Origin of the sequence: Staphylococcus felis, assembly GCF_003012915.1 — a bacterium.
GTDB lineage: Bacteria > Bacillota > Bacilli > Staphylococcales > Staphylococcaceae > Staphylococcus > Staphylococcus felis.
Map to the genome: position 1 here is coordinate 456,583 of NZ_CP027770.1, position 23,378 is coordinate 479,960.

Annotated in this window: 21 protein-coding genes and 3 rRNA genes; 1 reads left to right on the forward strand and 23 read right to left on the reverse strand. The window is 39.4% G+C overall.

What is annotated here, in order from left to right; all coding sequences use genetic code 11:
• Positions 1-16: 16 nt before the first annotated feature.
• The 16 genes from purR to C7J90_RS02340 all read right to left on the reverse strand — a co-directional run bounded on the left by purR (position 17) and on the right by C7J90_RS02340 (position 13,559).
• Positions 17-838, reverse strand: a complete 822-nt coding sequence (gene purR, locus C7J90_RS02265; protein WP_103207744.1) for a pur operon repressor — start codon at positions 836-838, stop codon at positions 17-19.
• 18 nt (positions 839-856) lie between these two features.
• Positions 857-1,705, reverse strand: a complete 849-nt coding sequence (gene ispE / locus C7J90_RS02270; RefSeq protein WP_103207784.1) for a 4-(cytidine 5'-diphospho)-2-C-methyl-D-erythritol kinase — start codon at positions 1,703-1,705, stop codon at positions 857-859.
• Positions 1,706-2,325: 620 nt separating this feature from the next.
• Complete coding sequence (locus tag C7J90_RS02275; RefSeq protein WP_103209025.1) at positions 2,326-2,592, reverse strand: Veg family protein; 267 nt, start codon at positions 2,590-2,592, stop codon at positions 2,326-2,328.
• Between the two features lie 98 nt (positions 2,593-2,690).
• The gene (rsmA, locus tag C7J90_RS02280; RefSeq protein ID WP_103209023.1) at positions 2,691-3,581 is read right to left on the reverse strand and encodes a 16S rRNA (adenine(1518)-N(6)/adenine(1519)-N(6))-dimethyltransferase RsmA; all 891 of its coding nucleotides are present in this window, start codon (positions 3,579-3,581) and stop codon (positions 2,691-2,693) included.
• Positions 3,581-4,126, reverse strand: a complete 546-nt coding sequence (gene rnmV, locus C7J90_RS02285) for a ribonuclease M5 (protein WP_103209022.1) — start codon at positions 4,124-4,126, stop codon at positions 3,581-3,583. The genes rsmA and rnmV overlap by 1 nt, the downstream gene beginning before the upstream one ends.
• A gap of 13 nt (positions 4,127-4,139) precedes the next feature.
• Positions 4,140-4,910: a TatD family hydrolase gene (locus tag C7J90_RS02290; RefSeq protein WP_103209020.1), complete on the reverse strand. Its 771-nt coding sequence runs from the start codon at positions 4,908-4,910 to the stop codon at positions 4,140-4,142.
• 139 nt (positions 4,911-5,049) lie between these two features.
• Positions 5,050-7,014 carry a methionine--tRNA ligase gene (gene metG / locus C7J90_RS02295; protein ID WP_103209019.1) on the reverse strand — a complete coding sequence of 655 codons (1,965 nt, stop codon included), beginning with the start codon at positions 7,012-7,014 and terminating at the stop codon, positions 5,050-5,052.
• Between the two features lie 84 nt (positions 7,015-7,098).
• On the reverse strand, positions 7,099-7,932 hold the full coding sequence (rsmI, locus tag C7J90_RS02300; protein ID WP_103209017.1) for a 16S rRNA (cytidine(1402)-2'-O)-methyltransferase: 834 nt from the start codon (positions 7,930-7,932) through the stop codon (positions 7,099-7,101).
• 4 nt (positions 7,933-7,936) lie between these two features.
• On the reverse strand, positions 7,937-8,182 hold the full coding sequence (locus C7J90_RS02305) for a GIY-YIG nuclease family protein (RefSeq protein ID WP_103209016.1): 246 nt from the start codon (positions 8,180-8,182) through the stop codon (positions 7,937-7,939).
• Entirely contained in the window at positions 8,175-8,900 is a 726-nt protein-coding gene (locus C7J90_RS02310) for a tRNA1(Val) (adenine(37)-N6)-methyltransferase (protein WP_103209014.1), read from the reverse strand. The genes C7J90_RS02305 and C7J90_RS02310 overlap by 8 nt, the downstream gene beginning before the upstream one ends.
• A 10-nt stretch (positions 8,901-8,910) precedes the next feature.
• Positions 8,911-9,273 (reverse strand): DNA replication initiation control protein YabA, encoded by a 363-nt coding sequence (gene yabA, locus C7J90_RS02315; protein ID WP_103209012.1) that lies wholly within the window; start codon positions 9,271-9,273, stop codon positions 8,911-8,913.
• Positions 9,274-9,286: 13 nt separating this feature from the next.
• Positions 9,287-10,090 carry a PSP1 domain-containing protein gene (locus C7J90_RS02320; protein WP_103209011.1) on the reverse strand — a complete coding sequence of 268 codons (804 nt, stop codon included), beginning with the start codon at positions 10,088-10,090 and terminating at the stop codon, positions 9,287-9,289.
• A gap of 5 nt (positions 10,091-10,095) precedes the next feature.
• Positions 10,096-11,025 (reverse strand): DNA polymerase III subunit delta' C-terminal domain-containing protein, encoded by a 930-nt coding sequence (locus tag C7J90_RS02325; RefSeq protein WP_103209009.1) that lies wholly within the window; start codon positions 11,023-11,025, stop codon positions 10,096-10,098.
• Between the two features lie 124 nt (positions 11,026-11,149).
• Complete coding sequence (locus tag C7J90_RS02330) at positions 11,150-11,479, reverse strand: cyclic di-AMP receptor DarA (protein WP_103209007.1); 330 nt, start codon at positions 11,477-11,479, stop codon at positions 11,150-11,152.
• Positions 11,480-11,598: 119 nt separating this feature from the next.
• Positions 11,599-12,216 carry a dTMP kinase gene (gene tmk, locus C7J90_RS02335; protein WP_103209005.1) on the reverse strand — a complete coding sequence of 206 codons (618 nt, stop codon included), beginning with the start codon at positions 12,214-12,216 and terminating at the stop codon, positions 11,599-11,601.
• Positions 12,216-13,559: an aminotransferase class V-fold PLP-dependent enzyme gene (locus C7J90_RS02340; RefSeq protein WP_103209002.1), complete on the reverse strand. Its 1,344-nt coding sequence runs from the start codon at positions 13,557-13,559 to the stop codon at positions 12,216-12,218. The genes tmk and C7J90_RS02340 overlap by 1 nt, the downstream gene beginning before the upstream one ends.
• 124 nt (positions 13,560-13,683) lie before the next feature.
• Between C7J90_RS02340 and C7J90_RS02345 the strand changes: the two genes are divergently transcribed.
• The gene (locus tag C7J90_RS02345; protein ID WP_103209026.1) at positions 13,684-13,875 is read left to right on the forward strand and encodes a hypothetical protein; all 192 of its coding nucleotides are present in this window, start codon (positions 13,684-13,686) and stop codon (positions 13,873-13,875) included.
• Positions 13,876-13,940: 65 nt separating this feature from the next.
• Here C7J90_RS02345 and rrf read toward each other — a convergent pair.
• The 7 genes from rrf to C7J90_RS02380 form a co-directional block, all read right to left on the reverse strand.
• A 5S ribosomal RNA gene (gene rrf / locus C7J90_RS02350) occupies positions 13,941-14,055 on the reverse strand.
• A 72-nt stretch (positions 14,056-14,127) separates the two neighbouring features.
• Positions 14,128-17,049 (reverse strand): 23S ribosomal RNA (locus C7J90_RS02355).
• Positions 17,050-17,441: 392 nt separating this feature from the next.
• Positions 17,442-18,992: ribosomal RNA gene (locus C7J90_RS02360) — 16S ribosomal RNA — on the reverse strand.
• Together the 16S, 23S and 5S rRNA genes form the textbook arrangement of a ribosomal RNA operon.
• Before the next feature lie 793 nt (positions 18,993-19,785).
• Entirely contained in the window at positions 19,786-20,382 is a 597-nt protein-coding gene (gene recR / locus C7J90_RS02365; protein WP_103208613.1) for a recombination mediator RecR, read from the reverse strand.
• Between the two features lies 1 nt (position 20,383).
• Positions 20,384-20,704 carry a YbaB/EbfC family nucleoid-associated protein gene (locus tag C7J90_RS02370; RefSeq protein WP_103208616.1) on the reverse strand — a complete coding sequence of 107 codons (321 nt, stop codon included), beginning with the start codon at positions 20,702-20,704 and terminating at the stop codon, positions 20,384-20,386.
• Positions 20,705-20,889: 185 nt separating this feature from the next.
• The gene (dnaX, locus tag C7J90_RS02375; RefSeq protein WP_103208618.1) at positions 20,890-22,584 is read right to left on the reverse strand and encodes a DNA polymerase III subunit gamma/tau; all 1,695 of its coding nucleotides are present in this window, start codon (positions 22,582-22,584) and stop codon (positions 20,890-20,892) included.
• A gap of 72 nt (positions 22,585-22,656) precedes the next feature.
• Positions 22,657-23,184, reverse strand: a complete 528-nt coding sequence (locus C7J90_RS02380) for a GNAT family N-acetyltransferase (protein WP_103208620.1) — start codon at positions 23,182-23,184, stop codon at positions 22,657-22,659.
• Between the last annotated feature and the right edge of the window lie 194 nt (positions 23,185-23,378).

Here is a 23,378-nt window from a genome sequence, read left to right on the forward strand (position 1 = left end):
AACGCTCCTTTTACAATTAAAATTTAGATAAACTATTGCCTTCTTCAACTTTGAATTCCTGATTATATTCATCTACGTCAGATAAACGTACTAAGGAAGTATAATCCTCAATCAGCCTTTGTTTGACTTCTTTTGATTCTACAAGTACTGATACCCCTTTTACATGCGCTTTAAACTCATTCATGAGATTCATTACACCATTAATTGAACCACCTGCACGCATGAAATCATCAACAATCAGTACGTTTGAATGTTCTTTAAGCGTACGTTTGGATAAGACCATCGTCTCAATCTTCCTTGTAGAACCAGAGACATAGTTAATTGAAACGGTTGAACCTTCCGTTACTTTATTGTCTTTACGTATTACAACTACTGGTAAGTTTAAAACGCTTGCCACTGCATTGGCAAGAGAAATGCCCTTAGTCGCTATCGTTACGATTGCGTCTAACTCTTCTTTCATATAAATCGTTGCAATCAATCGTCCTACTTTATTCAGTAATCTCGGATTTCCGACTAAATCGGATAAAAACAAATAGCCTCCTGGAAGCAAACGCTCTTTCTCTTGCAGCAATGAGATGACTTCATTGACAACAGCCACCGCTTCTTCTTTTTGCATCTGAGGCCTATATTTCACGCCTCCACTTGCGCCAGCAACAGTTTCAATTGTTCCGAGTTGTTCTTTTAGGAATGTTTCTTTAATAATTTGAACATCTTCGCTAATTGATGACTTAGCCTGCTTAAACTTATCTACAAAATAAGTGAGGGGCACAAGTTTGTTGGGATTGCTAATTAAATACTGGGTCATAAAAACGATTCTTTCACTTCTTTTATATCTCACCTATGACATCCTCTCTTTTTATCCTAACGTTCTTACAACGTAAACATCATTACAACAACCACTGACAGCATTATAAATATGACGCGCCTGACGTTCTTTATGCGCTAATCCATAGACAGTCGGGCCACTACCGCTCATCAGCGCCCCATCTGCTCCATTATTGATCATGTTTACTTTTAGCTTTTCAATATCTTTTTGTAAAGCCATAGATACCGGTTCTAAGCGGTTTGATAAACTTTGGCACATCAAGTCATAGTCACCTGCTTCTATAGCTTCTAGACATTGTTTAGTGCGTACTTCATATGGTTTTGACAAATCTAAATGACCATAAATCTCTGGCGTTGATAATCCTGCATCAGGTTTTGCAATAACAACCCATGAAGAAGGTGGTTTTGGTAGTAATTCAATCACTTCTCCGCGCCCACGACATATTGCCGTTGTACCATATACACAAAATGGGATATCCGATCCGATTGCTGCTGATAAATCACTCAACTCTTCTAATGAGATATTCAACCCGAATAATCGATTCATCCCTCTCATTGTAGCCGCTGCATCACTTGATCCCCCTGCGAGTCCAGCTGCAACTGGAATATTTTTATCCAATGTAATCGTGACACCTTGTTGAATGTCATATGTTTCTTTCATCAATAATGCTGCACGATAAGCTAAGTTCCTTTCATCTGAGGGAATGAATGTTTCATCAACATGCAAAACAATCTTATCATCTTGACGTTTTTCAAAAGATAAACGATCATTTAAATCAATTGTGGTCATGATCATTTCAACTTCATGATAGCCATCATCTCTTTTATAAAGGGTATCTAATGTTAAATTGATTTTAGCTGGCGCCGTTTCATAAATCATCACAATTTTTGCCTCTTTCAAATTGGTATTATAGTGATTTTAACATATAACGCTTAAATCAGTCGCCTGTTTTTAACTTATCTCACTTATTAAACAAGTCGTATGATCAATGTATGTATTGTTTTATGGCTCTCAGTCAAATTGGACTGGTCGCATTAAATTAAGGCGTTATGCAATAATGGATTGCTTAACGCCTTTTTCGTTGTGTGATCATAAAGTCTTGAACATTAATGCCTCTTCTAATACAACAAAAAATCAGTAAAATTGAGTTGGTAAAACATACTTTATAACTTAGGGGTATGAATAAATATAGCAAATTTGATTGTTTCCTAAGCCGAGACTTCTGAGGCATCTTGCCGTAACCGAAAATCCATTTTAAGATTGGGTAAGTTCAATCTTAAAATGAGTCGAGGTGAGATGCCTAGAAAAGCGAGGCTTTATGGAACAATCAAATAAATGAAATTATTTATACACCAGTCCGATTTACTATAGAACCTGTTTTATTATCATCGTGATATTCTTCTCATTAACAGCATAAACATAAAGAAAAGCCACCTAATTCCATATGAAATCAAGTGGCTTACCTATGTACGTTCTATAATAAATCCCATTCAATGATTTTATTGTGCAGTCACTTCTAGTTGACGTTCATCATCTACAAATAATACGTGTACATTTTCTGTCAGTACATCCGTATACGTATATGATACGCGTTCAAAATTATGTTTATCTGAGTCAAGCTCAACAATGAACACTGACGGATATGTTTCAGCTAGCACTCCGCAACGTTCTATTGTTTTTTTGCGTCCTCCGTTAGCCTTAAGTACAATACGATTTCCTAACTGACAATCAAGACGATTTTTGATGTCTACAATAGATTTTGGCATATTGCTCCACCTCGCTACAAGTGTATTATAACACATTCCAAGCAAAGCGTCAAATAAAATTTCAATTTTATCAAGGTAATGGATGAAAGTCAATATTTTTATAATGTCAATTTCGGGAAATTTTTCAATTCATTATATAATCGTGCATATTCGTGTATTGACAGCGTTTCCCCACGTCTTTTAGGGTTAATTTCAGCACTTTCTAACCATTTAATTATATATTCTTTATGCTGCTTACCCTCTATAAATAAATTTTGATAATTATTTAATATTGTTTTTCGACGTTGGCTAAATGCACCTTTCGTCATTTTGAAAAATTCCTTTTCGTTATCAATGGCAACAAGTGGTTCGCTTCTTCTCATGAGTTTTATCACAATTGAATCCACATTGGGTGGAGGCATAAACACAGTTTTCGGAACGGTTGTCACCTTAGATGTTTCGGTGTAATATTTTGCTACGATTGAGAGTGAACCATATGCCTTAGTACCCACATCAGCATTCAAGCGTTCTCCAACTTCTTTTTGCATCATCACAACATAACCATCAATATTTAAATGTTCTTCTAATAAAGTTAGAAGAATGGGTGTCGTGATATAGTATGGCAAATTAGCTACTACTAAAATTTGATCACACCCACTTAAATGTCGCTTAATCGCTTGGGATACGTCCGCTTTTAAAATATCTTCGTTGATGACAGTGACATTATCATAAGGCGATAATGTCTCAGTTAATACAGGTATTAGACGTTGATCAATCTCAAAAGCAACCACACTTTTAGCATGCTTGGCAAGTTGCTCTGTAAGCGAACCCATGCCTGGTCCGACTTCGATAACACCTGTATTTTGATCAATTCCGCTCGCTTCAATAATTTTGTTAATGATATTGACATCTATTAAAAAGTTTTGCCCTAAGCTCTTCTTAAAACTAAAACCATGTTCTTCAAGTAACGCACGTGTTCTTGATGGTGTAGCTATATCTTTTTCATGCATTAATTTGATTCCTCTTTTCCTAATGCTTGGCGTACATCCTTTTCAGTAAAGCCAAAAGCATTGAGTTTCTTTAATAATTGTTTTCCATTTGAATGGCCGATATGTAAACGTCGCCCTAATATTTCGCGTTGTCGTCTAGCATCTGGACCTATTATAAGCCCTAAATCAATTAATACTTCCTTACGAATGGACTCTTCTCCTTCAGAAAAAGGCGTTGATACATACGTCAACGCCTCACGTATATCCTCTAAACTTGCATGTTCCACCCCAATTTTGCCACGTTTACTTTTGGCCTTTTCACGGTCAATAAATGCGTGTTTCACTCCTGGAACAGCTTGTCTAATAATCGTGCGAATCTTATCACCCGGGAAATCAGGATCCGTTAATACGATAACCCCTCTTGTCTCTTGTGCTTGACGTATCACTTCAATAATGGATTCGTCAATGGCACTTCCATTCGTTTCAATCGTTTCACAAGAGACTGCTCGCTTCACGCGTTCGGTGTCATCACGCCCTTCCACTACAATAAACTCATTAATTTTCACAATGTCACCTTCTCTATTTTAAGTTGAATAACCGCTCGGCATTTAAAGTCGTTTGTTTAGCAACTTCTTCATAAGAAATCCCTTTAAGTTCGGCTATTTGTTCAGCTACAAGTGTGACGCGTGACGGCTCATTACGTTTACCACGATAAGGATGCGGTGATAAAAATGGCGCATCTGTTTCAACAAGTAAGCGATCTAGCGGTACATGTTTAGCGACTTCTTTCGGTTGCTTAGCATTTTTAAATGTGACTGGTCCACCTAATGAGATATGAAAATTTAATTTATGAATTAAAACATCTGCAATTTCAGGAGATCCGCTGAAACTATGCATAATACCGCCCACTTCTTCAGCATGCTCTTCTAATAAAATATCCACACAATCTTGAGTTGCTTCTCGGTTGTGAATGACAATCGGTAATTTGACACGTTTAGCTAATGCAATTTGCTTTCTGAAAAGCGCTTTTTGCACATCTTTTGGCGATTTATCCCAATGATAATCCAATCCCATTTCACCAATACCAATCACTTTAGGGTGTGAAGCTAACGTTTCAATCCACTCTAGATCTTTTTCCGTGCAATCAATCGCATCAACAGGATGCCAACCGACTATCGCGTATAAAAAGTCATATGTTTCAACAAGTTGCATTGCTCGTTGAATCGTTTTCGTATCAAAACCGACTACAAACATACGATCAACACCTGCTTCTAATGCACGATCAATCACCTCTTGTAAATCCTCATCATACTGATCTGCATTCAAATGCACATGCGTATCAATTAACATGCATTATTCCTCCTTATTCATAACCTAAATGTATTCATGTAGCTATTTCTATCATCTTACCCTGAATCGTATTTCTTTAAAATAGCCACTCGAAAGAAAAGAGGTGAGTCGTACTTCCATGACTTCACCTCTTCTTTCCTTATTTAATAACCGCGCCATTCGGAATTGCACTTGGTAGACTCACAAGTGTCAAAACTTTATCTTTTTCAGCAGATAGAATCATACCCTCTGATTTTTCACCCATTAATTTTGCAGGCTTCAAGTTCGTCACAACGGCTACTTTTTTACCAATGATGTCTTCTGGCTGATAGAACTTTGCAATACCAGAAATAATTTGTCGTTGTTCATATCCTAAATCTACAACTATTTTAAGTAGCTTGCTTGATTTTTCAACTTTTTCAGCGTCAATAATGGTTGCGGCTTTGATTTCTACTTTATCAAAATCTTTAATATCAATCGCTGCTTTAGAAGGGACTTCTTCTTCTACTTTTGGTACTTGCATTGATTTTTTAATATATTCTACTTCCACCTCTACATCTAAACGCGGGAAGATTGGCGTTGGCTTAGCCGTAACTGTAATTGGAGTTGAAAGTTGACCATATTGTTCAAGACTTTCAAATCCATGTAACGCCTCACTTTGAATATTCAATTGCTCAAAAATTTGGTACGGGGCATGTGTTAAGAATGGGCGCAACAATACAGCTGCAAAACGTATATTTTCAACTAAATGTGCCATCACATTGCCTAACATATCCTTTTGACTTTCATCTTTTGCAAGCATCCATGGTGTTGTTTCATCGATATATTTATTAGTACGCGAAATTAACTTCCAAACTGTTGAAAGTGCAACCGAAAATTGTAAACTATCCATATTTTCATGGTATGCAGCAACTGTATCGAGTGCAAGTTGCTCCATCTCCTGGTCAAGTTCATGTTTGGGTCCTTCATACGCCGGTAATTGACCATCAAAGTACTTGTTAATCATTGAAATTGTACGATTAACTAAATTCCCTAGGTCATTCGCTAAATCATAATTCGTACGATCTACAAAGGCTTCAGGCGTAAAGACGCCATCCGATCCAAATGGCAATTCGCGCATTAAATAGTAACGCGTCGCATCTAGACCATAGCGTTCAATGAGCACATTAGGGTCCATCACATTGCCTTTAGACTTACTCATTTTGCCGTCTTTCATCAATATCCAACCATGTGCAAATACTTTTTTAGGTAATGGTAAGTCTAATGCCATTAAAATAATCGGCCAAATAATTGAGTGGAAACGCACAATTTCTTTTGCCATTAAATGAATATCTGCTGGCCAATACTTTTGGAATAGTGCATCTTCATCTGTTAAGTAACCTAACGCAGAAATATAATTGACAAGCGCATCTAACCATACATATACGACATGCTTCGGATTAGATGGTACTTGTACACCCCAGTTAAATGACGTACGTGAAACCGCTAAATCAGATAATCCAGGTTTAATAAAGTTGTTAATCATTTCATTTTTACGTGAAGGAGGTTGTATAAACTCTGGATGTGCATCATAAAAAGCTAACAAGCGATCCGTATATTTAGATAACTTAAAGAAATAGCTTTCTTCTTTGACAAGCTCAACTTCATGTCCCGAATCCGGACTTTTACCGCCGACAATTTTGCCATTTTCGTACACAGGCTCCACTAACTGAGTTTCAGTGTAGAACGTTTCATCTGGCACAGAGTACCAACCTTCGTACTCCCCTAGATAAATATCACCTTGCTTTAAAAGTTTCTCGAAGATTTTTTCGACTACGACTTTATGTCTGCTTTCAGTTGTACGAATAAAATCATCGTTCGAAATATCTAGCTTTTTCCATAAAGATTTAATACTCTCAATCATTTCATCTAAATATTCAAGTTCTGATTTCCCAGCTTTTTGTGCTTTCTCTTGTATTTTCTGACCGTGTTCATCCGTTCCAGTTAAATAACGTACGTCATACCCTTGAAGGCGTTTGTAACGTGCAATGACATCTCCTGCTACGGTTGAGTACGCATGTCCAATGTGTAAGTGACCACTTGGATAATATATAGGTGTCGTAATGTAAAATGTTTCTTTCACCATTAGCGTTCCTCCTCATTTCTTATCTTATTAAATATATCTAAATTTGAATTAGTTTTCAATATACTAAGTTGTTTGTTTCGATGATCAATCAATATGATGATATAGATTGTATACCTTTTGTGTTGGCATATCACGATCATCTGCTACCTTTTTAATCGCTTGTTTCGGCTTCATATTTTGATTAATATAACGCGTCACATGTTCGTCTATCGTCAATCCTTCATACCACTGATGACCTACTTCGGGCATTGCGCCTTCAATAATCATAACAAACTCACCTTTCAAAGGAATATCTGTCTCAAGCTGTGATAACAACACCTCAACAGTTTGCGTTGTAATTTGCTCAAATTTTTTTGTCAACTCTCGACCTAACGTAACGCGACGTTTACTATCAATTTTGGCGATGACTTGCAATGTATCTTTGACCCGAAATGGTGATTCATATAATAACAATGTACTATCTTGAAACATACGTTCTTTCAAAATAGCTTCTTTTTCGCGTGCTTTTCTTGGCAAAAACCCTAAAAATGTATATGTAAATGAAGGTAAACCACTGGCCATCAATGCAGTCAATCCCGCATTTGGCCCCGGAATAGGGATGATATGAATCCCCTCTTCTCGCGCTCTTACGACAAGCTCATATCCAGGATCAGATATCAACGGTAACCCTGCATCTGACACGAGTGCGATACTTTTTCCTTCTTTTAATATTGTGATTAACGTTTCAGTCATTTGCACTTTATTATGTTCGTGGTATGACTTTAACGGGGTCGTTATTTCAAAATGGTGGCACAATTTCTTAGTGACGCGTGTATCTTCACACGCAATAACATCAGCCGACTGCAACGTTTGAATCGCTCGAAATGTCATATCATCCAAGTTGCCAATTGGTGTACCGACTAAATATAAATCTGCCATAGTGTCATCCCTTCATTAATTGCAATTTTTGTGCGCGCGTTAATTGTTTAATAGCATACTCTCTTTTAAGCGCTTCAGATTTTGAATCGTAAACTTCATGATACAGTAGGTGTACAGGCCGCCTACATTTGGTATATTTAGCACCTTTACCCTCATTATGCTTTATCATTCGGGCATTTAAGTCATTGGTATATCCTGTATACAATGAATTATCATTACATTGAACTATATACGTATAATGTTTAGCCATAATATATACGCCTCATTTCATCTGTATATGCATTATTTTGGTCATAAATATAAAAAGGTGATGCAATTTTCAAGCCTTGACGTCCACCTTTACGCCCTTCTACTACAATTGTTTGCGCCTCTTTATGCTGTTTACTATAAATCATATTTAACTTTTTAGGTTCAATTTGGTAACGACGCATCGATTCGAAAATATCTAGCATTCTTTCAGCACGATGCACCATTACAATACGACCTCCCTCTTTAAGGGCATGATTCGCAACTCTTAAACAATCATCTAACGTACATAACACTTCATGACGAGCAATTTTATGTGCTTCAAGTTGATGTTGGTGTACTTGATTCATTTTGAAATAAGGTGGGTTGCATGTAACTAAGTCAAATTGCGACGGCTTAAACTGACTTGGAATTTCATTAATGTCCATGTGCATGATATTAATTCGTGTCTCAAGCTGATTATACGACACACTGCGTCGAGCCATATCTACAAGTTCTGATTGAACCTCTATACCTGTAATTAGATTTTCGCCCTTATCTGATAAAATTAATGGAATGACGCCGTTGCCTGTACACATATCTAAAATACGATCACGTTGACGCACTTCCGTAAAATGACCTAATAATAAAGCATCGGTCGAAAATGAAAAATACGCGTCATTTTGAATAATATGCAAATCTTCTTTAATTAAATGGTCAAATCTTTCATTCTCCTGAAGCATGAATGCACCTCTATTCCATCTTATTTAGCACATTCAAACAGAACATACAGTCTTCACCTTTGCGATGCTTTCCAAATACATCATGGCAAATATGAAACCCTTCATTATAGAGTTTGGCAAAATATTCACGACTTTGCCTTTGTTTTTTAATTGGTTGTTTATCAACAGACTGTGAATCTTGAACATTTTGAGCCACTCGCGCTTCTTTTTGTTCATGGATTAAAGATTTTAAGTTATCATTTTCAATTTGTAATGCCACATTCTCTTCAACGAGCTCGACAGTTAAAGTTTTCAACTCTTGCATGTCATTGTAAATATTTGTGACATTTTGCTCTAATTGCGTTAATCGGTCGAATAGCTCATTTCGATTCAATCGTGTATCCTCCTTATTTCAAAGTTTCTAATTCTTCAATGTGATACTCCATCAATTGTTCCATTCCTTCTAATCGAACTTGCATAGAAATATTAATCATATTTAAGCCGACAACCTCACCCTGACCTTCTGGTGTTTGAATATAATCGCCTATATCAGGTAGCTGCTCACGCGCCTCTTCATAATGGTCGTTCTCATACTTTAAGCAACACATCAAACGACCGCAAGCACCTGAAATTTTGCTCGGATTTAATGAGAGATTTTGGTCTTTTGCCATTTTGATTGAAACAGGCTCAAAGTCACCTAAAAATGTAGCGCAACATAATGAGCGCCCACAAGGACCAATACCCCCTAAAATTTTAGCTTCATCTCGAACACCAATTTGTCTTAATTCGATTCTCGTTTTTAATTTTTGAGCAAGCATTCTGACTAATTTTCTAAAGTCAATTCGTTCATCTGCTGTAAAGTTATAAATAATCTTAGCTCTATCCAGTGTGTACTCACAATTGACAACACGCATATCAAGGCCTAATTGCTCTACAAATATCTTACATAAATCAAGAGCATGATCCGCAGCTATTTCATTTTTGGCATATTGTGCTATATCTTCCTTTGTTGCGGTGCGCAATATAGGTTGAAGTGGTAATGATATATCCCCTTCTTCAACTTCTCTTGTGCTATATTTAACAACGCCTAATTCACTGCCTCTTTTTGATTCGACAATGACCTTTTCACCTTCTCGAACTTGGAGTGACATTGGTGAATAATATTCCAGTGCATTCGACTTTTCAAAATATACGCCTACAACGGTATGCATAAATATCACCCTTTCACTTTTATTGCGATTTGCTCAAATACAAGTGTAGGATTCACATTTTGATTGAGCTTTTTATGTGCTTCTGTGATTTGTTCCATAATATATACTAAATGACGGTAACTTAACTGTGTTGCTGTATTTTGATAATGGTCATGAAGCTCTGAAAATGTTAGACGCGCTTTCATGCCCACTTTTATGTACAGTAAGTCTTGAAAATACGCATTAATACCCGACAGTGTTAACAACTGTAATCTACGGTTTTTAGCTTGTTTTAATAACTCAACAATCCCTATCAGCGCCATTTCACTTGAATTTAACAAGCGATCACACCACTGCAACATTGTTTTACGTAAAGCTGCTAACTCAAACTCTTCATTGAGTTGATGTGCGACTTCATATTGAGTCGTATAAGTACTGATGAATTCAGCTATTGGCTGAGTCATCCCTTCTCGTTCTGCCAAACGTTGTACAAAAGAATCGCGTTGTATCGGTTTGAAATAAACATGCTGACAACGTGAATGAATCGTGTCCAAAATTTGTTCGGGCTTCGTTGAAATCAAAATAGCAACTGTATTTTGAGGAGGTTCTTCTAAAAACTTTAAGATACTATTTTCACCTTGTGCCGTTAATTTCTCAAAATCTTGGATAATATAAACCTTATATGCACCTTCTATAGGCAACTGATTCATATGATGGACTAATCGCTCAATTTGTTCTTTTTTGATTGTGGCTTCATCTGTTGCGATATATTGAAAATCTGGATGATTCTGTTGCATTACTTTTGCACTACACTGCGCTTCATTTTGACACAAAATAAGTTGTGCAAATGAGCGCGCTGTAGATGTCATCGCTTCAGCATCATCACCTTCAAATAGATAGGCGTGAGATAATTTTTGATTGTGATACGCTTTAGTAAGTTGTTCAAGTTCTAACATAACACACGCTTCCTTCTATTATTTTAAATCTAGACTTTATAAATAAACCAAAATACGATAAAAAGGTTGAGACAGTATGCTCATGTAGTTACACACATCAACTGTCACAACCTCGCAATTACACTTAAAACTGATGAAATGATTCAACCGGCATTACAAATACTGTTGCACCGCCAACTTCAACTTCAACCGGATAAGGAATATATGAGTCTGCACTACCGCCCATCGGTGTGATTGGGGATACTAATTGTTCTCTATTACCACATGTTCCGCCAATAACCTCTAAAATCTCATCTACTCGATCATCATCAACACCACATAAAAATGTTGTATTTCCAGCTCTTAAGAAGCTACCAGTCGTTGCAAGCTTTGTCGCACGAAAATTATTTTTAATTAATTTATCCGAAAGTTCTTGGCTATCTTGATCTTGAACAATCGCGATTATCATTTTCATTGTTTATACACCTCTTAGGATTCATTATATCATATCTCATTATAGGTCTAAATTATCATTTTCTAGATTATAACATAGTGTTACTTATATTTAATGTACTTTATACCTTCTAAAAAGACCTACTTTTGATGTAATCGCTTTTCAATGATGTGTACAGCCTCTTCTACGACACGTTCAATGGATTGAGTGGCATCAACCACTTCAAATCGTTGTGGGTGTGCCTCGATCAACATGCGATAACCCTCAATCACACGCTCATGAAAAGTTAAATCTTCTTTATCTAGACGATTTTGCGCTCGCATATTATCGTGAATCCGTTGACGCCCCACTTCAGCTGGAATATCTAAATATATTGTTAAATCTGGGTAACGCCCTTCAATTGCAAAATCATTAATCATTTGTACTTGTTTCACTCCAATTTCACGGGCATACCCTTGATATGCTAACGAGCTATCAATAAAACGGTCGCATATCACTATTTTTTGTTGCGCTAACGCTGGTAATACTTTTTCAACAAGATGCTCTCGTCGCGCTGCCGCAAATAGTAATGCCTCTGTGCGTGAATCCATATCAGATCCCTCTAATAAAATTTGACGAATCGCCTCTGCAGTTTGCACACCACCCGGTTCACGTGTCGTAATGAAATCATACGACCGCGATAATTGCGACACAATTCCTTTTAATACTGTTGTTTTTCCTGAACCTTCTGGACCTTCTATTGTAATAAATAGAGACACTACAAATCATCCTTCACTTTAATTTTACCATTGCGCATACCCTCTACTCGCATTTTTTGAGTATGCCAATAACGTATTAATTCTATCATATTTTTTGTGATGATTTCCCCTTTATACATTGTTGGTACACCTGGCGGATAAGGGATTAAATGCTGTGCTAAAGTACACCCTAAAGCCTTCTCATAAGGAATCGTTTGAATTTCTGACATATCTTCAGGCGTATACCTTCCCTTTTCTGTATATAACTTTGCTTGCTTATGATTTTGCGACTGACCACTTCTCTCGATATGAATATGAGTGATACATTTTAATAATACCTTAAATGGGAAGCGGTCATGAGTATACCATAATGGTAAGACCCACAATACCGATTGAGCGTCCGCTAATTCAACAAAAATAGACTGAGCTTCCATTGCTGATTTCAACAACTCTCCGGAGACGCCTCTTTTACGAATGACCAATTTAAGCGGATCATCCACTTCTAAAACAGTATAGCCACAGTCTTTTAAATGCTTTATAAGTATTTGGCGCTTTTCAAAAAATACGTCACTTTGATATGTTTCATAAAATCCTTGTGCCTGTTCAAGACTTGCCATAAACAAATAAGAGGGACTTGAAGATTGAAAGGTCTGCAACCAATGCTTCACACGTTCTTGATATGGCGCATTTTTATGTATGAATAACATTGAAGTCATCGTTAAACTAGGTAAAGTCTTATGATAAGATTGAACAACATAATCCGCTCCATACTCTAGCGTCGATTTTGGAAATCCTTCAATTCCAAAATGGGCACCATGCGCCTCATCGACTAATACTGGAATATGTGCTTCATGAAATTGCTGTATCAGCTTTTGAACATCAAATGTTTCTCCATAGTAATTAGGGTACGTCACAACGCCAAGCTTTCCTTTTTTAGCCAATTCAGAAGACCATTCAGGCTGATTGTATTGTCCTGTTTGATGACTCACTTGAGTATGCATAATGTGTGCACATTGACGACCTAAATCTAGTGCGTTAAAAACAGACTTATGTGAATGGCGCCCAATACAAACGTCTCCTTGTATAGATTGGAACGCTTGTATTACCGCAAGAATACCGCTCGTCGTTCCATTTACAAGAAAAACTGCCTCATAATCCTCATGCTTTTGAATACACTTCATACTATCGTAAAGAACCTCTTCAGGATGATGTAAATCATCGAACCCTGTAATTTCGGTAATATCATATATCGGATTAATAAAGTTCATGTCACCAATCGTACCATTTTTATGACCTGGTACATGCATCGAAATCGGTTGCATCTTAGACCAATTATTTAGTTTCTGCCATAGTTTACGTTGCATGATTCACACTCCATCACTAATGATTTTATTTTATAACAGTTCGCATTCGTTCAGCATTAAGTACATATTCCTTTAAAAATACGCACATATGTTCTAAAATTAAGTTGAGGTGTTTTTAATGGTTATTGACATCATATTAGATTGGGATAAGCCTTTTCAAGAGTACCAAGACATTTTAAATTGTGGTATTCATCCTAAGTGGCTTTATGCAGCAACAACAAACATGATTCTTGAACCTGCATATACAGGGCAAGGCAAACAATTTTTCTACACTAAAGATATCATTAAAGCCAGTCAATTAATGCCCTTTTTCTAATCATATATAAAAAATAGCGGTGCTGTATTCTATTCTCATAGAAATACAGCACCGCTATTCATCTTACCTGGCACCGTCCTACTCTTGCGGAACGTAAGTCCGACTACCATCGGCGCTAAAGAGCTTAACTTCTGTGTTCGGCATGGGAACAGGTGTGACCTCTTTGCCATTGGCACCAGATAAACATTTGAATGCTTATACATTCAAAACTAGATAGTAAGTAACTTCTCACAAGCAAACCTTGTTATGAATTTGATTAAGTCTTCGATCGATTAGTATTCGTCAGCTCCACGTATCGCTACGCTTCCACCTCGAACCTATTTACCTCATCATCTTTGAGGGATCTTATAACCGAAGTTGGGAAATCTCATCTCGAGGGGGGCTTCATGCTTAGATGCTTTCAGCACTTATCCCGTCCATACATAGCTACCCAGCTATGCCGTTGGCACGACAACTGGTACACCAGAGGTATGTCCATCCCGGTCCTCTCGTACTAAGGACAGCTCCTCTCAAATTTCCTACGCCCACGACGGATAGGGACCGAACTGTCTCACGACGTTCTGAACCCAGCTCGCGTACCGCTTTAATGGGCGAACAGCCCAACCCTTGGGACCGACTACAGCCCCAGGATGCGATGAGCCGACATCGAGGTGCCAAACCTCCCCGTCGATGTGAACTCTTGGGGGAGATAAGCCTGTTATCCCCGGGGTAGCTTTTATCCGTTGAGCGATGGCCCTTCCATGCGGAACCACCGGATCACTAAGTCCGTCTTTCGACCCTGCTCGACTTGTAGGTCTCGCAGTCAAGCTCCCTTATGCCTTTACACTCTATGAATGATTTCCAACCATTCTGAGGGAACCTTTGAGCGCCTCCGTTACACTTTAGGAGGCGACCGCCCCAGTCAAACTGCCCGCCTGACACTGTCTTCCAGCACGATAAGTGCTGCGAGTTAGAAATCCAATACAATTAGGGTAGTATCCCACCAATGCCTCCACGTAAGCTAGCGCTCACGCTTCAATGGCTCCTACCTATCCTGTACAAACTGTACCGAATTTCAATATCAGGCTACAGTAAAGCTCCACGGGGTCTTTCCGTCCTGTCGCGGGTAACCGGCATCTTCACCGGTACTATGATTTCACCGAGTCTCTCGTTGAGACAGTGCCCAAATCGTTACGCCTTTCGTGCGGGTCGGAACTTACCCGACAAGGAATTTCGCTACCTTAGGACCGTTATAGTTACGGCCGCCGTTTACTGGGGCTTCGATTCGTAGCTTCGCTGAAGCTAACCACTCCTCTTAACCTTCCAGCACCGGGCAGGCGTCAGCCCCTATACGTCACCTTACGGTTTAGCAGAGACCTGTGTTTTTGATAAACAGTCGCTTGGGCCTATTCACTGCGGCTCTTCAGAGCGTGAACCCTAAAGAGCACCCCTTCTCCCGAAGTTACGGGGTCATTTTGCCGAGTTCCTTAACGAGAGTTCGCTCGCTCACCTTAGAATTCTCATCTTGACTACCTGTGTCGGTTTGCGGTACGGGCACCAACTTTCTAGCTAGAGGCTTTTCTCGGCAGTGTGAAATCAACGACTCGAGGAAGCAATTTCCTCTCCCCATCACAGCTTGACCTTTTGAGTGCCGGATTTGCCTAACACTCAGTCTCACTGCTTGGACGTGCACTCCAACAGCACGCTTCGCCTATCCTACTGCGTCCCCCCATCGCTTAAAACGATTGTTGGTGGTACAGGAATATCAACCTGTTATCCATCGCCTACGCCTGTCGGCCTCAGCTTAGGACCCGACTAACCCAGAGCGGACGAGCCTTCCTCTGGAAACCTTAGTCAATCGGTGGACGGGATTCTCACCCGTCTTTCGCTACTCACACCGGCATTCTCACTTCTAAGCGCTCCACATGTCCTTGCGATCATGCTTCAACGCCCTTAGAACGCTCTCCTACCATTGTCCAAAGGACAATCCACAGCTTCGGTAATATGTTTAGCCCCGGTACATTTTCGGCGCAGTGTCACTCGACTAGTGAGCTATTACGCACTCTTTAAATGATGGCTGCTTCTAAGCCAACATCCTAGTTGTCTGGGCAACGCCACATCCTTTTCCACTTAACATATATTTTGGGACCTTAGCTGGTGGTCTGGGCTGTTTCCCTTTCGAACATGGACCTTATCACCCACGTTCTGACTCCCAAGTTAAATTATTTGGCATTCGGAGTTTGTCTGAATTCGGTAACCCGAGAGGGGCCCCTCGTCCAAACAGTGCTCTACCTCCAATAATCATCACTTGAGGCTAGCCCTAAAGCTATTTCGGAGAGAACCAGCTATCTCCAAGTTCGATTGGAATTTCTCCGCTACCCTCAGTTCATCCGCTCACTTTTCAACGTAAGTCGGTTCGGTCCTCCATTCAGTGTTACCTGAACTTCAACCTGACCAAGGGTAGATCACCTGGTTTCGGGTCTACGACCAAATACTCATTCGCCCTATTCAGACTCGCTTTCGCTACGGCTCCACATTTCCTGCTTAACCTTGCATCAGATCGTAACTCGCCGGTTCATTCTACAAAAGGCACGCCATCACCCCTTAACGGGCTCTGACTACTTGTAAGCACACGGTTTCAAGTTCTCTTTCACTCCCCTTCCGGGGTACTTTTCACCTTTCCCTCACGGTACTGGTTCACTATCGGTCACTAGAGAGTATTTAGCCTTAGGAGATGGTCCTCCCAGATTCCGACGGAATTTCACGTGCTCCGTCGTACTCAGGATCCACTCAAGAGAGAATCAGTTTTCGACTACAGGATTATTACCTTCTCTGATTAACCTTTCCAGGTTATTCGTCTAACTCATTCTTTTGTAACTCCATAAGAGTGTCCTACAACCCCAACAAGCAAGCTTGTTGGTTTGGGCTCTTCCCGTTTCGCTCGCCGCTACTCAGGGAATCGATTTTTCTTTCTCTTCCTCCGGGTACTAAGATGTTTCAGTTCTCCGGGTCTACCTTCTCACATGCTATGTATTCACATGCGGATAACACGACATAACTCGTGCTGGGTTCCCCCATTCGGAAATCTCTGGATCAAAGCTTACTTACAGCTCCCCAAAGCATATCGTCGTTAGTAACGTCCTTCATCGGCTTCTAGTGCCAAGGCATCCACCGTGCGCCCTTAATAACTTAATCTAGACGTGCTAATAAGCGCTCGCATTCTATCTCATTTCTTTCTTCGCTTGCTCATTTACAAAACGTAATCTTCGCTGCACTCATCAAGAAATTCTCTGACTGACAAACGCTTTCATCACGTCAATGACGCAATCACATTTGTCTTGTCAATGCTTTCACACTTATCATCACCAGTTATTAATTATGTGAGTCGTCTGTTGACGACTAGCGATAATTGTTTGTTTCAAGCTTTTCGCTTGTTACTCGGTTTTGCTTGGTAAAATCTATTACTTACTTATCTAGTTTTCAATGTACAATGTTGAATCCTCAATGAATGAGCATTCAAAACTGAATACAATATGTCACGTTAATCCGTCTATCACCTATGGTGATATTCCGTATATTATCCTTAGAAAGGAGGTGATCCAGCCGCACCTTCCGATACGGCTACCTTGTTACGACTTCACCCCAATCATTTGTCCCACCTTCGACGGCTAGCTCCAAATGGTTACTCCACCGGCTTCGGGTGTTACAAACTCTCGTGGTGTGACGGGCGGTGTGTACAAGACCCGGGAACGTATTCACCGTAGCATGCTGATCTACGATTACTAGCGATTCCAGCTTCATGTAGTCGAGTTGCAGACTACAATCCGAACTGAGAACAACTTTATGGGATTGGCTTGACCTCACGGTTTCGCTGCCCTTTGTATTGTCCATTGTAGCACGTGTGTAGCCCAAATCATAAGGGGCATGATGATTTGACGTCATCCCCACCTTCCTCCGGTTTGTCACCGGCAGTCAGCCTAGAGTGCCCAACTTAATGATGGCAACTAAGCTTAAGGGTTGCGCTCGTTGCGGGACTTAACCCAACATCTCACGACACGAGCTGACGACAACCATGCACCACCTGTCACTTTGTCCTCCGAAGAGGAAAACTCTATCTCTAGAGCGGTCAAAGGATGTCAAGATTTGGTAAGGTTCTTCGCGTTGCTTCGAATTAAACCACATGCTCCACCGCTTGTGCGGGTCCCCGTCAATTCCTTTGAGTTTCAGTCTTGCGACCGTACTCCCCAGGCGGAGTGCTTAATGCGTTAGCTGCAGCACTAAGGGGCGGAAACCCCCTAACACTTAGCACTCATCGTTTACGGCGTGGACTACCAGGGTATCTAATCCTGTTTGATCCCCACGCTTTCGCACATCAGCGTCAGTTGCAGACCAGAAAGCCGCCTTCGCCACTGGTGTTCCTCCATATCTCTGCGCATTTCACCGCTACACATGGAATTCCACTTTCCTCTTCTGCACTCAAGTTTTCCAGTTTCCAATGACCCTCCACGGTTGAGCCGTGGGCTTTCACATCAGACTTAAAAAACCGCCTACGCGCGCTTTACGCCCAATAATTCCGGATAACGCTTGCCACCTACGTATTACCGCGGCTGCTGGCACGTAGTTAGCCGTGGCTTTCTGGTTAGGTACCGTCAAGATGTGCACAGTTACTTACACATTTGTTCTTCCCTAACAACAGAGCTTTACGATCCGAAGACCTTCATCACTCACGCGGCGTTGCTCCGTCAGACTTTCGTCCATTGCGGAAGATTCCCTACTGCTGCCTCCCGTAGGAGTCTGGACCGTGTCTCAGTTCCAGTGTGGCCGATCACCCTCTCAGGTCGGCTACGCATCGTCGCCTTGGTGAGCCGTTACCTCACCAACTAGCTAATGCGGCGCGGGTCCATCTATAAGTGACAGCAAAACCGTCTTTCACTGTTGAACCATGCGGTTCAACATATTATCCGGCATTAGCCCCGGTTTCCCGGAGTTATTCCAGTCTTATAGGTAGGTTACCCACGTGTTACTCACCCGTCCGCCGCTAACGTCAAAGGAGCAAGCTCCTCTTCAGTTCGCTCGACTTGCATGTATTAGGCACGCCGCCAGCGTTCATCCTGAGCCAGGATCAAACTCTCCATATTAGAGTAAGCTTGATATAGCTCTTTGATTGTTTAAGTCAATCACTCTATCAGTACGTTAGTACTATGTTTTATCGGAATTAACGTTGACATATTGTCATTCAGTTTTCAATGTTCATGTCATTTCTTTTTTTGACTCGACAAGAATTAATTATACATAAGTTGTTTTCGAAAGTCAACAACTTTTTTTGATTAATTTTTCTTGTTTTGTTTTGCAACCATTTGTGTCGCTCAACAAGATATAACTATACAGGGGTTTGATGATTTTAACAACACCAAAATTTACACTCTTTACAATCCTTTAACACTTTAGCACTTAATTTACATCATTTATTTGACTATCAAACAATAAAACAGGTTGGGACATAAATATCTCGAAGTTTTCTTATAATGAGATGATTCATTCAATGATGCGAAAGTATCTTTTTTAAAGTATTTTAATGTAAAATGACATGTATATAATGCAGTATTGTTGGCGAGACGCCTGAGGGAATAGGATGAGCGTCGAGACCGCGGCTCGACCCATCCCCTAGGAAATGCGAGCCAAACAATACGAATGATTGATAAAGGAAAAGCGTAGAGGTGTGATTCAATCATCTCTACGCTATATTTTGGGATATGTCCCAAATTCTTTGGACGCACATTTGATTCATCTTTCATTTATTCAGTACCTGCTCATGTTGATTGAATACACTACTTATTATTTCAGCGTGTACATATAAAAATCAATCGACTAAGAAGGATATAACTCCAAGATTCATAACAGTAAAATGCATAACGCTTTATCAGATGCCATCTACATTTCTGTACGACCTGTAATCGCTTTAGAAAGCGTCACCTCATCAGCATATTCCAAATCTCCGCCTACCGATAGCCCTTGAGCTAAACGTGTAACACGAATTCCTAAAGGTTTAACCAATCTAGAAATATACATAGCTGTTGATTCGCCTTCTAAGTTAGGGTTCATTGCGAGTATCAATTCTTTGATGTTTTCATCTTTTAAACGATCGACCAAACTTGGAATATTAATATCTTCAGGCCCTATCCCATCCATTGGAGAAATCGTACCATGTAGAACATGATAAAGCCCCTTATATTCTTTCATTTTTTCCATGGCAATCACATCTTTATCACTTTCAACCACACAAATAATAGAGCGATCTCTCTGTTTATCCTCACAAATATAGCAAGGATCCTGTTCAGTGATATGGCCACAAATACTGCAGTACGTTAACTCTCTTTTAACATCTACGAGTGCTTTTGCAAACTGTACGACATCGTCTTCTTTCATATCTAATACATGAAAAGCCAGACGTTGAGCCGTCTTTGGACCAATGCCTGGCAATTTCATGAAACTATCGATAAGTTTAGATATTGGTCCGGGATAATGCATATTACATCATTCCTGGAATGTTAAGACCTTTAGTATGCTTACCTAAACGTTCTGCTGTCAGTTCATCTGCTTTGTTCATCGCTTCGTTTGTCGCTGCTAATACTAAATCTTGTAACATTTCTACATCTTCTGGATCTACTACTTCCTCATTGATGACAACATCAACAACTTCTTTATGGCCTGTTACAACAACTTTGACCATACCGCCACCAGCAGTACCTTCTACTTTTTCTTCTTTGAGCTTTTCTTGTTCATCAGCCATTTTCTTTTGCATTTTTTGCATTTGTTTCATCATTTGTTGCATATTACCGCCACCGCGCATAATACATTCCTCCTTAATGTTCCATTATATCTATTTATAATGTGTAGAAGTAGACATTTTCAGATGAGATTCTCAACTTGAAAGACAAACGGTCATATCATGTCCTATAACCAACCTTTGTGATCATCCGCTTCTGTCTACTCACTTAAATTCGTTTTCAATTATACATACCTTTGTCACTATTGTCATGTTTCATCATCTACTAGATGCACCAATGATTCACCAAACATCTCTCTTGCCTTTTGGACGACATCTCCCTCTTCAGATGCGGAGGTTGATGATTGTGATGCCGCTTGTGAACGCCCTTGTTTACGTTGGTCTATATAATCTTTACGTACTTGCATCCATTTATCAGCAGGCACCCCTACAACTTCAATTGATTTATTAATGATATCTTTAATGACATTTTCGACACTATGCCGCTTTGTTTCATCTTTTTTTAAGATTTCACAGTGTATCTCATCCTCAAACTGAATTAAGACTTTATCTTCACTTGCTGCAACAGGTTGAGAATTTTGCAATAAGCTTACAAGCGCTTTTTGGTCACGATCTTTGGCATATTGTATAACATCTGCCCAGCGTTCTCTAATAAGCGCAATATCCTCTTTATTCGCTTTGTCTAAAACTTTTGCAATATGTTCCAAAGAAAATGTGGAGCGTCCACCTCGGCGTTTCGTCGGTTTAGCTTTTGTAGGGGATTGTGTTGGTAAACCTTGTGATTTTATCGTTTTAAGTTCTGACTCCAATGCTTCCATACGTCTTAGTAAAGCTTCATCCCCTTCAGATGATGCATGATTGACAACAACTTCACCCGTTGATTGCGCTTCTTTAACCATTTCAGAAATTTTGACGATTAACACTTCAAAATGAACGTTTTGATTCACACTAAAACGTATTGACACTAATGTATCATTGATAACATCTATCATTTTATAAAGCGTGTCAAAATCAAATTGGTTAAGTGCGTCAAACTCGAATGGTTGCTGTGTGGTTTTCGCCATAATAGTGTTTCTAACAAAATAAATCATGTCGTTTATAAGGCGATTAACTTCTTTACCTTGACTAATAAAATGATGGTAGTGTTCAAAAGCACTATGGACATTATTTTCCACAACATATTTAAACAGCGTATTAATGTCTGATTCATCTAAGCTCCCCGTAACATCCAGTGCATCTTTTAAAGTGAGGCGATCATCCCCAAATGCGATAGCTTGATCCATAATACTTAATGCATCACGCATCCCACCTTCAGATACCTTAGCAATAAAATTAAGCGCATCTTCATCATAAGCAATATTTTGAGTTGTTGCGACGTGTGCGAGACGATCAACAATTTGATTCATATTAATTGCCTTAAAATCAAAGCGCTGTGCACGTGAAATAATAGTCGGCGGTATCTTATGAGGCTCAGTTGTCGCTAATATAAAAATGGCATGTGAGGGTGGTTCTTCTAACGTCTTCAAAAGTGCATTAAACGCACCCGTCGTTAACATATGAACCTCATCAATAATATATACTTTATAACGTGATTCACTCGGTGCGTATTTGACCTTATCTCGAATATTACGAATTTCATCTACACCATTATTACTTGCTGCATCAATTTCAATAACATCAGAATTAGTTCCTTGTGTAATGCCTTTGCATATAGGGCATTCATTACAAGGCTCGCCATCATCACGAACTTCACAGTTAATTGCCTTAGCAAAAATTTTCGCAATACTTGTTTTACCTGTACCTCTAGGACCACTAAAGATGTAGGCATGTGATTGTTTATTTTTGGCAATGGCATTTCGAAGCGTTCTTGTAACATGTTCCTGTCCGACAACATCGTCAAAACTTTGAGGTCGAAACATACGGTATAATGCTTGATAATTCACACTTGCACCTCCGAATTTGCAATGATTTTATTATACCATGCCTATGATATTTTGTATGACTGAAAACATAATCTAAAAGATAGCTGACTCCATTAGTTGTCCATGAGGTGGATCTTCCAGCGTATCCCACAAAAATTTAACTTTAAAATCATCCTCTTTCATATTAAGAGGTGGCTTAATATTGAAATTTAAAATGGGTTCATAGCCAAGTTTTTGAAAGTAGCCATAATGGTCTAATACAACGATAGCCGTGTATTCTTCATTTAACGCTCTTTCTTCTAGAGCTTGAACGAGTGCTTTTCCAATCCCTTTTGACTGATATGGTGTCGCTACTGCTAATGACAGAAGTGCAAGAACTTGATACGACAACTCAGCACCCTTTATTGTAATCTCAGAACACATGGCATGACCAATCACTTGACCTTCACTTGTTTTAGCAATGACCTCTAGCTCATATCTATAATCGTTCGCATACCTGAGCCGTTTGATGCGCTCTAATATTTTAGATACGGGAATAGACGTTTGTTCAAATGCCTGTTCAACCATTTCCAGCGATGCTTCGTATTCATTTTCAGTTAATGTACTTAAAAATATCGACATTTGCATCCCCCCCTTTGTTGTAACTGATATGTTTATTGTATCAAAAATACTAAACGATTCATTCGATTTCGATATATCCCTTAAATTTATTAAATGTATTCCTCTTGTGCCTTTGTCATAATCACATTATATTATGATTGATAAACCCAACAAAAAAAGCTAGAACAATGACGTTCCAGCTCATCCACATTTAT